The sequence below is a fragment of the Vibrio sp. 10N.247.311.12 genome (assembly GCF_041467515.1).
Taxonomy (GTDB): domain Bacteria; phylum Pseudomonadota; class Gammaproteobacteria; order Enterobacterales; family Vibrionaceae; genus Vibrio; species Vibrio crassostreae_C.
In genome coordinates this window covers 41,918-56,152 of record NZ_JBFSUV010000013.1, presented here as the reverse complement: position 1 = coordinate 56,152, position 14,235 = coordinate 41,918, and the positions used below count along the sequence as shown (strand labels likewise).

General features: G+C 45.5%; 8 protein-coding genes. 5 read left to right on the top strand and 3 right to left on the bottom strand.

Going from position 1 to position 14,235, the window contains the following annotated elements; all coding sequences use genetic code 11:
• Positions 1–22 precede the first annotated feature (22 nt).
• Complete coding sequence (locus AB6E30_RS07885) at positions 23–1,312, top strand: peptidoglycan DD-metalloendopeptidase family protein (protein WP_065584911.1); 1,290 nt, start codon at positions 23–25, stop codon at positions 1,310–1,312.
• 85 nt (positions 1,313–1,397) lie between these two features.
• Here AB6E30_RS07885 and AB6E30_RS07880 read toward each other — a convergent pair whose 3' ends face one another.
• The 3 genes from AB6E30_RS07880 to erpA all read right to left on the bottom strand — a co-directional run bounded on the left by AB6E30_RS07880 (position 1,398) and on the right by erpA (position 6,239).
• Positions 1,398–4,490 carry an efflux RND transporter permease subunit gene (locus tag AB6E30_RS07880; protein WP_136977820.1) on the bottom strand — a complete coding sequence of 1,031 codons (3,093 nt, stop codon included), beginning with the start codon at positions 4,488–4,490 and terminating at the stop codon, positions 1,398–1,400.
• A gap of 10 nt (positions 4,491–4,500) precedes the next feature.
• The gene (locus tag AB6E30_RS07875; RefSeq protein WP_372103202.1) at positions 4,501–5,625 is read right to left on the bottom strand and encodes an efflux RND transporter periplasmic adaptor subunit; all 1,125 of its coding nucleotides are present in this window, start codon (positions 5,623–5,625) and stop codon (positions 4,501–4,503) included.
• Positions 5,626–5,897: 272 nt separating this feature from the next.
• The gene (erpA, locus tag AB6E30_RS07870; protein WP_004734539.1) at positions 5,898–6,239 is read right to left on the bottom strand and encodes an iron-sulfur cluster insertion protein ErpA; all 342 of its coding nucleotides are present in this window, start codon (positions 6,237–6,239) and stop codon (positions 5,898–5,900) included.
• Positions 6,240–6,535: 296 nt separating this feature from the next.
• Here erpA and hemL point away from each other — a divergent pair, with 296 nt between their 5' ends.
• The 4 genes from hemL (at position 6,536) to AB6E30_RS07850 (ending at position 13,999) form a co-directional block, all read left to right on the top strand.
• Positions 6,536–7,831, top strand: a complete 1,296-nt coding sequence (gene hemL, locus AB6E30_RS07865) for a glutamate-1-semialdehyde 2,1-aminomutase (protein ID WP_010436060.1) — start codon at positions 6,536–6,538, stop codon at positions 7,829–7,831.
• Between the two features lie 343 nt (positions 7,832–8,174).
• Positions 8,175–9,260, top strand: a complete 1,086-nt coding sequence (locus AB6E30_RS07860) for an AI-2E family transporter (RefSeq protein WP_017059406.1) — start codon at positions 8,175–8,177, stop codon at positions 9,258–9,260.
• 110 nt (positions 9,261–9,370) lie between these two features.
• Positions 9,371–10,393 carry a 16S rRNA (guanine(1207)-N(2))-methyltransferase RsmC gene (gene rsmC / locus AB6E30_RS07855; RefSeq protein ID WP_372103199.1) on the top strand — a complete coding sequence of 341 codons (1,023 nt, stop codon included), beginning with the start codon at positions 9,371–9,373 and terminating at the stop codon, positions 10,391–10,393.
• 216 nt (positions 10,394–10,609) lie between these two features.
• Positions 10,610–13,999, top strand: a complete 3,390-nt coding sequence (locus tag AB6E30_RS07850; RefSeq protein WP_136977818.1) for a response regulator — start codon at positions 10,610–10,612, stop codon at positions 13,997–13,999.
• Positions 14,000–14,235: the final 236 nt, after the last annotated feature.

The window sequence follows — 14,235 nt, the reverse complement described above, 5'->3', positions numbered from 1 at the left end:
TATTTACAGAACGAACCGGAACATGTTGTCTATTTTTGCACGCCTTCCTATTTTGCACCGGGCTTTTATCGCATTTTTTAGTGCCATAATTTTCGTCGCGATTTTCTTACTCCCCGACGTCAACAGTTTGCGTGACGATTCGGGCGCTTTAGTTGTGGGAAAACATTACCCACTGACTATCAATGCCTCTGCACTTATTAGCTCAAGTGACGCTCCACCGACGGCAGTGCTCAATTGGGAGAAATACACCGTTCGCTCTGGCGAAAGCACCTCTGTTTTATTTGAACGTATTGGCCTCTCATACCGTCTGCTGATCACGCTACTCAATACCAATAATGATATTAAGAAGCAGCTGTCTAACCTAAGACCTGGTGATGTCTTGCAGTTCGGCTTTGATGAAAACAACGACCTTATTCAGTTAAAACGACAACTTAGTGCGTTTGAAAGCTTCAAGATCACTAAATCTGGCGATTCTTTCTCCTCAAGTTTCGACAAAAAAGAAGTGGTATACCAATACAATTATGCCGAAGCCAACATCACCTCTAACTTCTGGAACGCTGGCGTCAGCGCAGGTTTAACCGCAAACCAAATTATGGAACTGGCCGGCATCTTCGGTTGGGATATCGACTTTGCGTTAGATATTCGTAAGAACGACAGCTTCAAAATCTTATACCAAGAGAAAGTGGTTGAAGGTGAAGTAGTTGGTCGCGGTAAGATCATGGCAGCCGTATTCAAAAACCAAGGCGATTCATTTACCGCGGTATTGGATGATAAAAGCGGCAACTACTTCGATGAAAATGGTCGTGCGATGAAGAAGGCGTTCTTGCGCTCACCAATTGATTTTCGTCGCGTAACATCGAACTTTAACCCTACCAGGAGACACCCAGTAACCGGTAAGATTCGAGCTCACCGCGGTACTGACTACGCAGCCCCTGTTGGCACGCCTATCTGGGCAGCCGGTGACGGTATTGTTCAGAAGTCAGGTTACAACCAATTCAATGGTAACTACGTGTTCATCCGCCACAGCAACACCTACATCACCAAGTACCTGCACATGAAGCGACGTATGGTGAAAACCGGTCAGCGCGTAAAACAAGGCCAAACCATTGGTACTTTGGGCGGTACAGGCCGTGTGACTGGCCCGCACTTACATTATGAATTCTTGGTTAATGGCGTACATAAAAATGCGCGTACCGTGAAATTGCCTCAATCCAAATCGTTAACTGGTAAAGCAAAAGCAACCTTTATTGCCAACTCAGAGATTCGATTAAGAAACCTTGAGCGATACGGTCAGTTACTAGCGACTAACTAGGCGTTTGTACGCTTCACTGCAAAATAGAAAAATGCAAAGAGCGCCCATCAAGGCGCTCTTTTTTATGCTCACATACCACAACTAGCTACTGTTTTTCAGGTTTGTTGTTCCGTCCAAGCATTAACAAACAAGGGGTTAATACTAAAGTCAGCACCGTGGCAAACGCCAAACCACCAGCAATAGCGGTCGCAAGCTGTGACCACCATTGTGTACTTGGCGCGCCAAACTCTATCTTTTGATTAATCAGGTCGATGTTCATCTCTAACACCATCGGCATTAAACCTAAGATAGTCGTAACCGTCGTGAGCATTACTGGCCTTAAACGCTGAACACCGGTTCTTAGAATCGCATCTCGCTTGTCCAAGCCTCTTTTGATGAGCCGATTATAAGTATCAATCAACACGATGTTGTTGTTCACGACTATGCCGGCGAGCGCTATTACCCCAATTCCCGACATCACAATGCCAAACGGACGTTGGAAGATCAGTAAGCCAACGAACACGCCAACGGTCGAAAACAATACAGCACTCAGAATCAAAAACGCTTGATAGAAGCTATTGAACTGAGTAATCAGAATCAAAGCCATTATCGCCAAAGCAACCAAGAAAGCACTTTGTAAAAAGGCTGACGAGTTTTCTTGTTCTTCGTTTTGACCACGGATGCGAAATTCCACGCTACTCGGCAGCCCTAGCTCACTCAATGCTTGTTCGATCTTTGGTAGTTCGAGAGCAAGGTTATACCCTTCTTCCATATCCGCCATGATGTTCACCACACGCTTGCCATCAAGGCGTTTAATGGTGTCTTGCTTATGGTCGGGAACGATCTGAGCGAAATTAGTAATAGGTACTAAACCTGCTGGCGTTTTCACCCTAAGCTGGTCGAAGCGCCCGATATCACGCTTATCATTAGGGTAGCGCACCAAGATATCGACCTCTTCTGAAGAGTCATCGGGCAGATAATCACCAATCTTGAGACCATTAGTCACGAATTGAACGGTATTACCCACTAAGGTCGCATCAGCTGCAAAGCGCGCAGCATCGTCGCGGCGAATATCCACCTTCCAATCGATGCCATCTTTACTCGCAGTATCGCTGATATTGGTCAGTGCTTTATTTCCATCAGCCCAACCTCTCACAATTTTTGCAGCCTGATTGAGCTGCTCTGGAGTTCTTGCCGACAGCTCAATCACTAAGTCATTTTCAACCGGAGGCCCAGCATCAGGGAACTTATATTCAATCTCAACACCAGCGTATTGATCGGTTTGTACCTTCAACTCATCAATAATCGCCTTAACGCTGCGTCGATATTGCCAGTCAACAGGCGTAATTGAGATCAAACCAATCTGGTCGTCACCACCAGTACGCGTGTAAACGGTATCGAACTCATCATGATTGAGCATCATCAGTTCAATATCACGCATGATGTCATCCTTTTCTTGGATAGACAGATCCCCATGCGAGCGAACTTTGACATTAAAGAATGGCGGATCAACTTCTGGGAAGAACTCTGCACCTAGACCTGCTTTTGAATAAGTAAAACCAACTGCAACCGCGAGCAGTGCCGCACTGAACAAAATCTTAAAGGGGTGTTTAATCGCTAAAGAAAGCGTGTGGTAGTAAGCCTTGGTTAAACCAGTAGCCTGTGAAAAGTCACCATTATGCAGTGCGACCATTCGAGCTTGGCTTTTAGACGATACGTATTGAGGTTTGCCAATCAAACCGCCCAGCACGGGCACAAACAACAACGCCATGATCAATGATGCAGTTAAAGTCGCGATCAGAGTTAGTGGTAAGAACTTCATAAATTCGCCCGTCACATCAGGCCAAAACAGTAACGGGGCAAATGCGGCTAAGGTTGTGGCAGTCGATGCGGTTATCGGCCACGCCATCCGTTTCGCTGCATCTCGGTAAGCGGCTTTGCGCCCTTCACCCTCTTGCATTCGCCTGTCTGCAAATTCGGTCACCACAATCGCACCGTCTACTAGCATCCCCACCGCCATAATCAGAGAGAACAGCACTACGATGTTGACGGTTAAGCCAAACACCGAAAGAACCAATAACCCGGTTAGGAATGAGCCTGGAATGGAAATACCCACTAACAAAGCGGTACGCACACCAAGAATCGCGATGATAACGATCACCACCAGAATAATGGCGGATAAGATATTGTTTTGCAGATCATTAAGCATGATCTTCACATCTTTAGATTCATCCCAGGTGTATTTGACCAACAGGTTATTTGGCCATTCCGCTTGCTGCTGAGCACCAGCCATTACCGCTTTGACTAGCTCAACGGTTTCGATGATGTTCTCACCTGCACGCTTCTTGATATCCAACACCACCGCAGATTTGCCATCTAAACGAGCAAAACTTTCAGGATCTCGAAACGCTCGACGAACTGTAGCGACATCGCCAAAAGTGACCACCTGCTTGCCATCCACTTTAATAGGCAACTCAAGCACGTCTTTTAAGGAGTTAAATACCGAAGGGACTTTGACAGAAAAACGTCCGTAGCCAGTATCAACAAAACCTGCGGCCACCACTCGATTGTTCAGAGCGATCAGATTATAGATATCCGCTTGATCTAAGCTGTAGCTCTCCATCAATAACGGATCGACAATGATCTCGACGATGTCAGCGCGATCGCCCGCAATATCGACTTCAAGGATTTGGCGATAGCTTTCTAATTTGTCTCCAAGCTCTCGGGCAATTTGCACTATGGTGCGCTCAGGAACGGTACCGAATAGCACAACAGACAAAACAGGTTGCTCAGAAGCCAGCGTCACCTCATTTACGGTCGGTTCGTCACTGTCTTCTGGTAGTTTTGGTTTAGCCAGATCAACCGCGTCACGCACATCGGCCATTGCTTTGGTGAGATCGACGCCAACATTAAACTCCAACACAACAGAGGCGTGCCCTTCTGCTGCGGTTGCTGTCATCTCTTTTACGCCTTCGATTGACCTAAGCTCTTGCTCAATAGGTCGAACCAATAAACGTTCTGCATCGGTTGGCGAAATACCTTGGTGCCCAACAGAGACATAGATAATAGGGATAGTAATGTCTGGGCTCGATTCTTTGGGGATCGTGATATAAGTGACGACACCAGCGACCAAAATAAGCGCCAAAAGGGAAAGCATTGTTCGAGCGCGAGACAAGGCTGCATCAATAATTGAATACATCGGCAATCTCCTACTCTGCGGTTACATTTGAGAGTTCAGCACCTTGCTCAACAGCAATCACAGAATCACCATCACGCACAAAGCCTTGACCTACGGTGATGATGTCGACGCGTTGACCTAGCCCAGTGAGCCACACTCCATCTTGTTCTGCCTTCACTAGCTGAATGCCTACAAATTTCACAGTTGGTGAGTCATCGACTGAAACCAAGGTTTTGACCCCAAGGTTACCCGCCTCATCCAATGCCAGCATCGCCGGTGTTATCTTGATTGCGTCTCTTGTTTCTAGGTTGAGTTTTACTTCGGCACTGACACCTGCAGGTAATAGGCCTTTGGAGTTATCGATTTCAATCTCGATTGGGAAAGTATTGGTAGAGGCTGAAGAGATTCGAGAAACATAACGTAAGCGGCCTTCCGCTTCTTCTCTTCCCAGCAAGCGAACCAAAGCGGATTGATTGACTAACAAATGCTGGATATGACGTTCACTGACATCGGCTTCGATGACCAGAGGGTCGAGGTCAATCACTCCCGCGACCGGATCGCCAACCCCAACAAAGTCACCAAGCTCAACCATTAAGTCTTGAACCACACCAGAGAACGGGGAAGTAATTACAGTATTCTTTAAAGCCAACTCCGCATTGCGCATCATGGCTTTCGCTTCTGTTAACGAAGCCTCTGCGGTGGTGTAGGCGATTTCGCCTTGCAGCCCTCTTTTCTTCAGTGACTGCGCCGCTTTGAACTCTTTCTGCTTCAAGCGATATAACGCAGATGCTCGCTCTAACTGTATTTCCAAATCACCTTTATCTATCTGAGCAATCGCCTGCCCTGCTTTAACCACATCGCCTTTCACAACGTTCAATCTGACAATTTTTCCCGCGACTTCTGCACCTAGACGAGCATGCCTATCGGGTGCCGTTCTTCCATAGAGATCAATCGTTTTAAAGGTCGGTGATGAGGTGAATGTTTGAAAGGAAACCTTAGCCAACGGAATTTCTGTCGCCTTTTTTTCAGGTGACTCTTCTGCTTGCCCTACGCCTAAACCAAGCCAGATCGACAACAACACGACTAGAGTCAGAGAAACCAGCCACGGCTGCTTCAATTTCTGAAAAAGTGGTGAGTTAGAAAATAGAGTGGGCATAACAAATCCTTTTGTCCGATGTCATTCAGGCGCGCTAGTTGGCTTAATAGCGTGATGTGCAACTTCCTTATGCACAAAGGTAACCTTAACAGACCAATCCTCAACGAAGTTGGACGCTATCGACAGTTTAAAAAATATGCCGTGTACTAAAAATGAGAGGAATGCCTTGAAAAGTAATAAGTTACTAAGTAAAAACAAAAACGCCGAACATAAGTTCGGCGTTTGAAATGTATCTAATACAGCTTTGAGCTCAAGCTATTTTTCAGCTCACGCTAGACGCTAAATGATGCGCCACAACCACATGTTGTTGTCGCATTCGGGTTGTTCACAAAGAAACGTGCGCCTTCTAGACCTTCAGTGTAATCAACCATGCCGCCCATTAAGTACTGTAGGCTCATTGGGTCAACAACCAGCGTTACACCGCTGTTTACAATCGTAGTGTCGCCATCATTTACTTTTTCATCAAATGTGAAGCCGTATTGGAAACCGCTACAACCACCACCTGTAATGTATACACGTAGTTTTAGTTCTGGGTTTTCTTCTTCAGCAATTAGCGTTTGTACGCGGGTAGCTGCTGCATCAGAAAAAGACAATGGGATATTTACTTCGCTCACGACAACCTCTCTTACCTGTGTCAAAAACAACATGATACAAATCTAATTCGAGACCAGTGTTGTTGAGTATTTTCTTATATTCCGGTGATTATCTAATACCTGACTGAAACGTTCAAGTATTCACCACAGGATCGGTCCTTTTACTGCTGTAAACTCACCAATATCTAACAATTAAAACGTGTAACCACACAAAACAACCAGATTCGGGTGATTATCTGGGCGAAAGCATTCCTAGTTGGATTAGGGATAGGTACAATGCGTGCCAATTGGTCCGACAGTCAAAAGAGGATATATCAATGACCAAATCAGCAGAGCTGTACGAAAAAGCACAGCAAACTATTCCTGGTGGCGTAAACTCTCCAGTTCGTGCATTCAATGGCGTAGGTGGTTCTCCAATCTTCGTTGAACGCGCTGATGGCCCACTTATTTTTGATGCTGATGGTAAAGCGTATATCGATTACGTTGGCTCTTGGGGGCCAATGATCCTTGGTCACAACCACGCTGTTATTCGTGATGCTGTGATTGCAGCAGCTCAACGCGGCCTTAGCTTCGGTGCTCCAACCGAAACTGAAATCAAAATGGCTGAACTTGTCTCTGAGATGGTTCCATCAATGGAACAGCTGCGTATGGTGAGCTCGGGTACAGAAGCAACAATGAGTGCGATTCGTCTAGCTCGTGGCTTCACTGGTCGTGACAAAATTCTTAAGTTTGAAGGCTGTTACCACGGCCACGCAGACAGCCTACTGGTAAAAGCTGGTTCAGGCGCACTGACTTTGGGTCAACCAAGCTCTCCAGGTGTTCCTGCTGACTTTGCTAAGCTGACACTAACGGCAACATTCAACAACCTAGATTCTGTACGTGAAATCTTCGCGGCAAACAAAGGCGAGATCGCTTGTATCATCGTTGAGCCAGTAGCGGGCAACATGAACTGTATCCCTCCTGTAGAAGGCTTCCACGAAGGTCTACGTGAAATCTGTGATCAAGAAGGTGCATTGCTAATCTTTGATGAAGTAATGACAGGTTTCCGCGTTGCTGAAGGTTGTGCTCAGGCTTACTACAACATCAAGCCAGACCTAACGTGTCTTGGTAAAGTGATTGGCGGCGGCATGCCTGTCGGTGCTTTCGGTGGTCGTAAAGACGTGATGCAATACATCGCACCAACTGGCCCTGTTTACCAAGCGGGTACGCTTTCAGGTAACCCTGTTGCAATGGCTGCTGGCTACGCATGTTTGAACCTTCTACGAGAAGAAGGCAACGAAAAGCGTCTAGCTTCAAAAACTAAGCAGTTGGCAAAAGGCTTCAAGCAACTTGCTGACAAGCACGGCATCCCGATGCTAGTTCATCAAGTTGGCGGTATGTTTGGTTTCTTCTTCACAGATCAAGAAACTGTGACGTGCTACGAAGATGTAACTAAGTGTGATGTAGAACGCTTCAAGCGCTTCTTCCACCTAATGTTAGATCACGGTGTTTACCTTGCACCTTCAGCATTCGAAGCAAGCTTTACTTCTCTTGCTCATGGTTCAAAAGAACTTGATGCAACACTAGAAGCTGCCGACCGCTCTCTTGCGATCATTGCTGCTGAAAGCAAATAATCGAAAGCACTTTATAAGTCGCTAACCGATTGAATTTAGGGCTGCATTAAATGCAGCCCTTTTTATATATCGCGCTCACCAGCCAAAAAATATGACAGCTTATTTAGCCGTCGACTAAGGCTAAAGCTGAACCAAAAGCGATTAACGTTCCCAGAAAAGAAAAACCAACAACATCAAGGTACCGAGGAACATTCTGAACCAAGGGATCTCTTTTTTTGTTTGCTGTTCTTCGTCTTGGCATTTCTTATCTTTATTACAGCATCCCATTATCAAAACTCCTCATTGCTAACTCTCTGTTTTGCAGCCATTATAAACTCAGAACGCAAATATAGAGACCATTACCGTGTCAGAAAAACTCAAAATCAATTCCAGCCACTGGGTGATCATCATTGCCCTACTCGCGGCGGCTTATGCTTGTTACTTGCTTATCGAGCCATACGTTAACTCTATCGTGATGGCCTTTATCATTTCACTATTGATGTTCCCAATCCATGAGTGGCTTGAAAAAAAGCTCCCAAATAAAGAAAACATCGTCTCTCTGCTGTCTTGTATCATACTGACCTTCATTATTGTTATCCCTTTATTGGCAGTATTCGCAGCAATTGTTCAGCAAGGTTCTCTGTTCTCTCAGAACACCTACCAATGGGTAACACACGGCGGCATTCAGACTCTGTTTGCTCATCCGTTAGTGGTCAAAGCGCTGTCATTTGTGAATAACTACCTGCCTTTCGACAATATTGAGCCCCAAGCCATCGCACAAAAAGTCGGTGAGTTTGCGACAAGCTTTGGTTCTAAGCTAGTTGGTATCAGTGCCAAAATCTTAGGTGACGCGACCAATTTCTTGATGGATTTCTTCTTGATGCTGTTCGTTTTGTTCTTCTTATTAAGAGATCACGACAAAATCATCAGTGTGGTTCGTCATATTCTGCCGCTGTCTCGTAGCCAAGAAGACAAACTTCTAACAGAGATAGAACAAGTATCTAAATCAGCAGTAATGGGCTCATTCTTAACCGCAATCGCGCAAGGTTTTGCCGGCGGTTTAGGTATGTGGATTGCCGGTTTCCCAGGTCTATTCTGGGGTACTATGATGGGTTTTGCCTCTTTCATCCCAGTTGTGGGTACCGCATTAATCTGGATTCCAGCAGCAACCTACTTGTTCCTAACTGGTGATACCACGTGGGCGATTTTCCTAACGGTTTACTGTGTAGCGATTGTTGGTTCAATTGATAACCTTCTGCGTCCGCTGCTAATGCAAGGCAGTGCAGGCATGAATACCCTGATGATCTTCTTCTCACTATTGGGTGGTATTCAACTGTTTGGCCTAATTGGTCTTATCTACGGACCATTGATTTTTGCGATTACCATTGTCCTATTCAATATCTACGATGAAGAGTTTAAGGACTTTTTAAACCAGCAAGACAAGAGTTAACGAACTTGACGTCAACTTGATTGGCGAACCCGTATTAAACACTTCAAGCTTTGGGCGGATTATGCGAAAATCCGCCCTCATTTTTTGCTAACGATTCAACAGAGTGTCCTATGTCAGCTTATATTGCACCAAGCCAGATTGCTCAACGCCAACTCGCCTACTTTGAAGGCAAACATGTTTTAGTTGCCGGTGAGGCAGAAGACTTGTTCCCTGTTGAGTTAGCGAAGCATTGTGAATCTGTCTCTGTGTTTACTTCTAATTACAGCTACTACCGTCAATTAGAAGGCTACAACACCATCCAACGTTTTTATGGTGCGGAGTTTACCGAAGAGACCAAAGCCGACTTAGTGATGTTGTACTGGCCAAAAGCCAAAGCGGAAGCGGAATTTTTGTTGGCGATGCTATTTGCCAAGCTAGGCAAAGATACCGAGATCGTCGTGGTTGGTGAAAACCGTTCAGGCGTGAAAAGCATCGAGAAGATGTTTGCTCCTTACGGCAAAGTTGTTAAATACGATTCAGCGCGTCGTTGCTCTTTCTACTGGGGTCAATGCTTCGAGCAACCACAAGCGTTCAACCTGCAAGACTGGTTTAAGACCTACACGGTTAACATTGGTGAGCAATCACTTACGGTAAAAAGCCTTCCTGGCGTCTTCAGTCACGGTCAATTCGATGTCGGTAGCCAACTTCTGTTGGATACTCTGCCAAAACTAAAAGGCAAGGTACTGGATTTTGGCTGTGGTGCAGGCGTATTGGGCGCGGTGATGGCATCTCGTAACCCAGATATCGAGCTAGAAATGTGTGACATCAGTGCATTTGCCGTGGCATCAAGCCAAGCAACGCTAGAAGCGAATGGTTTAACGGGTAAAGTCTTCGCATCCGATGTCTATTCTGATACTGCAGAAGACTATCAGTTCATCATCAGTAACCCACCATTCCATTCAGGTTTAGACACTAGTTACAGCGCGACTGAGACCTTGCTTGCTCAGGCTCCTAAGCATTTGAAGCGTTCTGGTGAGATGATTATTGTTGCGAATAGTTTCTTAAAATACATTCCAATTATTGAACAAGCGTTTGGAAAATGCGCGACTCTAAATAAGACCACTAAATTCGCGATCTATCACGCAAACAAATAACCTATCTAGCACAGCGCAGGGTCATTATCTGCGCTGTCTGTTCATATTTTTGTCAAAACTCAATAAAAATGAGCTTTTGCACACGCTTTAAATACCACTTACTTGTCAAAGTAAAAAAACTCGTTAATTTCGTTAAATTGGAACCCGTTAATTCTATTCTCTGTACTTGTTTTCGCCCCTTTTAGCAGTACATCAAAGGAAAGTAGTACCCAATTTATGTTTAGATTCTATCGTAAGCAGAAGTTTAAGCGCCTTCAAAATACCCTAATGCTGGCATTTCTTGTCCTCAGTATTACCCCTGTGACACTTATCGCGATATTTTTCCTCCAATCGCACAGTCAGGATCTCCAGGAACAAAGCACCTCACACCTTGTTTCGGTTCGTGATACTAAGCAGCAGCAAATTGTCGATTACCTACAAGCTCAAGAATCCCAAGTGATGGGCTTTGTTCGCTCAGAATTGGCCAATGCCAGTGGCGGGCGATTTTATGGTTTGATCAATGCATTTCAACGATTGGGGTTAGATATTGACGAGGCACGCAGTAATGCACAGCAGCGCTATATTCAAGGCTCTGGCGATCAAATCAAAACGTCGATCCTCCCTGAATCCAGCAGCTTTATTGGCAGCGAGCGTTATCGCCTGCTCCACAAGCGCTACCATAATGCTTACCTAGAACTGCTTAAACGCTCTGATTTTGACGATATTCTCTTAGTTGATATCAACGGTAACGTCGCTTATTCCGTCTTTAAAAATGACGATTACGGCACCAATCTGCTGACAGGAAAATACAAGGACTCCAACCTAGGTATTACCTTTCAACGACTAGCCAAAGACGTAACCGACCGACGCAAATCTAACGAAGATTACACGCCGGTTATCGTTTCTGACTTTAAAGACGAGAATGGCAAACAGACCGCATGGCTAGGCGCACCTATCGTTCAACAAGGCTACTTACACAGTTACGCGATGTTTAGGCTACCAATCAACGGCATTACTAAGTTGATTGCGGATCTCAACAAGAGTTCGAATATTCAAACGCTGCTTGTAGGTGATGATCACCTGCCGCGTAGCCTTGCTCATTCACAAGAATCTATCAACTTGAGCCTAGATGTTGTCGATAAAGCATTGGCTGGCGAAACAGCGGTTGGCACCTTCGACAACACCCTAGATCAAGCGATCATCGCGGCATATACGCCAATTGAGCTGAAATACGCAACATGGGCTCTTGTCGTAGAGCTGCCAGAGAAAGAGGCGTTTGCCCGTATTCATCAGTTAGAAAAGATCTTCGTGATCGTGATGCTAACGGCGATCATTCTGGTAGTCGTTGCATCGCACTATCTGTCTAACTTCATCACATCCCCACTGCTTAAACTGACGTGGGCTGCCGAAAAAGTATCGGCGGGTGATCTCGATGAAACCATGATCAATACCGAGCGCAAAGATGAGATAGGCCGACTCGCGGTGAGCTTCGAAAGAATGCAGCGATCTATTCGTGAAAAAATGCAGCTCATCAAAAGCCAAAACGATGAGCTTGAGGACAACCTTAAGACCATTCAAAAGCAAAACGAAGAGTTACAACTGGCAAATAAACTCAAAGATGAGTTCTTAGCGACTACTTCACATGAATTGAGAACACCACTGCATGGCATGGTGGGTATCGCTGAAGCGTTGATATCTGGAGCTAACGGCCCTATTCCTGCTAATCAGAAATATCAGTTGGATATCATCATCAATAGCGGTCAGAGATTGGCGACCTTGGTTGATGATCTGCTTGATTATCACAAGATGCGCTATGGCAGCTTAGATATTAAGAAATCAGCCGTTGATTTGTCGGCAGCCACCAGCTTGGTCCTAGAGTTGTCTCATCACCTATTGGGCAATAAGCCAATCCGTATTATTAACCAAGTCCCAAGTGATTTAGGTCTGGTTTCATCGGATCCTCAACGACTTGAGCAAGTGATGTATAACTTGGTCGGCAATGCCATCAAGTACACCTCAGAAGGTAAAATTGTTATCTCTGCCAGCGTTATCGATGACAACATTCGTGTACAAGTTGTCGATACTGGCCAAGGTATACCGGCCGAGTACCTTGAGCACATCTTTGAGCCATTGATTCAAGCAGGCCAAGATGCGAGTAACTACCGCCAAGGTGCAGGGCTTGGATTATCGATCAGTCGTCAGTTGATCGAGCTAATGGGCGGTTCACTGTACGTTAGTAGCCAACCAATGCTCGGCACTACGTTTAGCTTTACCCTGCCCCTAGCTACTCAAGATGAGTTAGACAGTTACAACGAATCAGGTCACTACTCGCACTTCCAAGCGCCTGATTTAATTGATAACAGCCAACAAGAAAATAGTGTTATCAGTGAAAACCCAGATGGCCCGTTATTGGTTATCGCCGATGATGAGCCGGTTAACCTGCGAGTATTAGACAGCTTCTTGAAGTTAGAAGGTTATCGAGTACGTACTGCATGTGATGGCCCTGAAACCATTGAACTGATTGAGAAAGAGAAGCCAGAGCTGCTTCTACTCGACATCATGATGCCAGGAATGAGCGGCTATCAGGTTTGTGAAGCACTGCGTAAGCAATACGATCATGCTCAGTTGCCAATCATCATGCTAACGGCACTCAACCAAGCAGAAGACCGTGTTCGAGGTTTCGAAGCTGGCGCCAATGACTACTTGTCTAAACCGTTCAACAAACAAGAACTAGCGGCTCGAATTACAGCACATCTATCAGCAAGCAAAGCTGAACAGAGACGCCTTGAAAACGACCAACTGCAACTCGAGCTCAAACATAGAGCGATGGTTGAGGCTAACTTGTTAGAAACTCAAGGCCGCTTATTAGAGCAACTAGAATCGGCACCTGAAGCCATCATCTGTATTCGTGACGACCAACGTATTCGCTTTGCTAACGAAGCTGCGGCGAAGCTATTCAGACGCGGACAAGAACAACTTAAACGCTCAATGGTCGACGAGATCATTGCGCCTAAATACCTTAAGGTAGAACAAGCCCACTACTGCGGTGATATTGATATCTATATAGACGATACACGTCAGCGCATACCAAGTGACATCCTTAAGCTGCCTGAAGGCTCAGGGCTCGACACCATGTATATCTTCAATGTAGGTGGTGGTGTTAACTCAAACCGAATCAATAACCTTGAAACGGCGGTTGAAGCTCTCTCTAGTTATGCCTTTGAAGGCGACAAAGATAAGTTGCAACAGTTGAAGGAGCTTGGCGGAGAATTTACTCGTCTTGCTGACAAGGCAACCGGTGAAGGTAAAAACAAGCAAGAGTTAATGCGCGAGGTACTGGTCGATGCGATGACTAATGCCATCATCTACTGGGAATCGGTGACTGGTGAAACCAAGTTCGCTTTCGCCGAGAAGAGTGGCTTGTGGCGCGTCTACTTAGACCGCAGTACGCTGCAAACTCGAACGCTAGACAAATACCTACGCGTAGAAACCCTACCGAAAACCCCTCGCTGGCGAACGGTACTGAGCTCAATCGAATTCATACTGGAACACTGTAAAGAACAGACGCCAGAAAGAACCCATATTGAGATGCTAAGAGATAAACTTCAGAAACTACTGACCAGTTAATCCCTGAACCAACATCACGATACTTTGAATAATGGAGCCCACCTAGCGTGGGCTTTTTTGTACGCCTAATAATCACAAAAAGTAGAATCCCATCGCTTGCAACGCACTTTTTTTACGCCCTTAAACAAGGAGGAATTCACGCCAATTACGTACAGTGTGAGCTCGTAACCGTCAGTACTTTTCGTTCTATTCTCAATCATATCTGACTCTTTGTTGCAGTTTGAGAAGCGAGTCAC

Bases quoted from the DNA above. Each gene is read 5' to 3' on its own strand.
- hemL (WP_010436060.1), top strand. From the start codon at position 6,536: ATGACCAAATCAGCAGAGCTGTACGAAAAAGCACAGCAAACTATTCCT.
- AB6E30_RS07875 (WP_372103202.1), bottom strand. From the start codon at position 5,625: ATGCCCACTCTATTTTCTAACTCACCACTTTTTCAGAAATTGAAGCAG.
- rsmC (WP_372103199.1), top strand. From the start codon at position 9,371: ATGTCAGCTTATATTGCACCAAGCCAGATTGCTCAACGCCAACTCGCC.
- AB6E30_RS07850 (WP_136977818.1), top strand. From the start codon at position 10,610: ATGTTTAGATTCTATCGTAAGCAGAAGTTTAAGCGCCTTCAAAATACC.
- AB6E30_RS07885 (WP_065584911.1), top strand. From the start codon at position 23: ATGTTGTCTATTTTTGCACGCCTTCCTATTTTGCACCGGGCTTTTATC.
- AB6E30_RS07880 (WP_136977820.1), bottom strand. From the start codon at position 4,490: ATGTATTCAATTATTGATGCAGCCTTGTCTCGCGCTCGAACAATGCTT.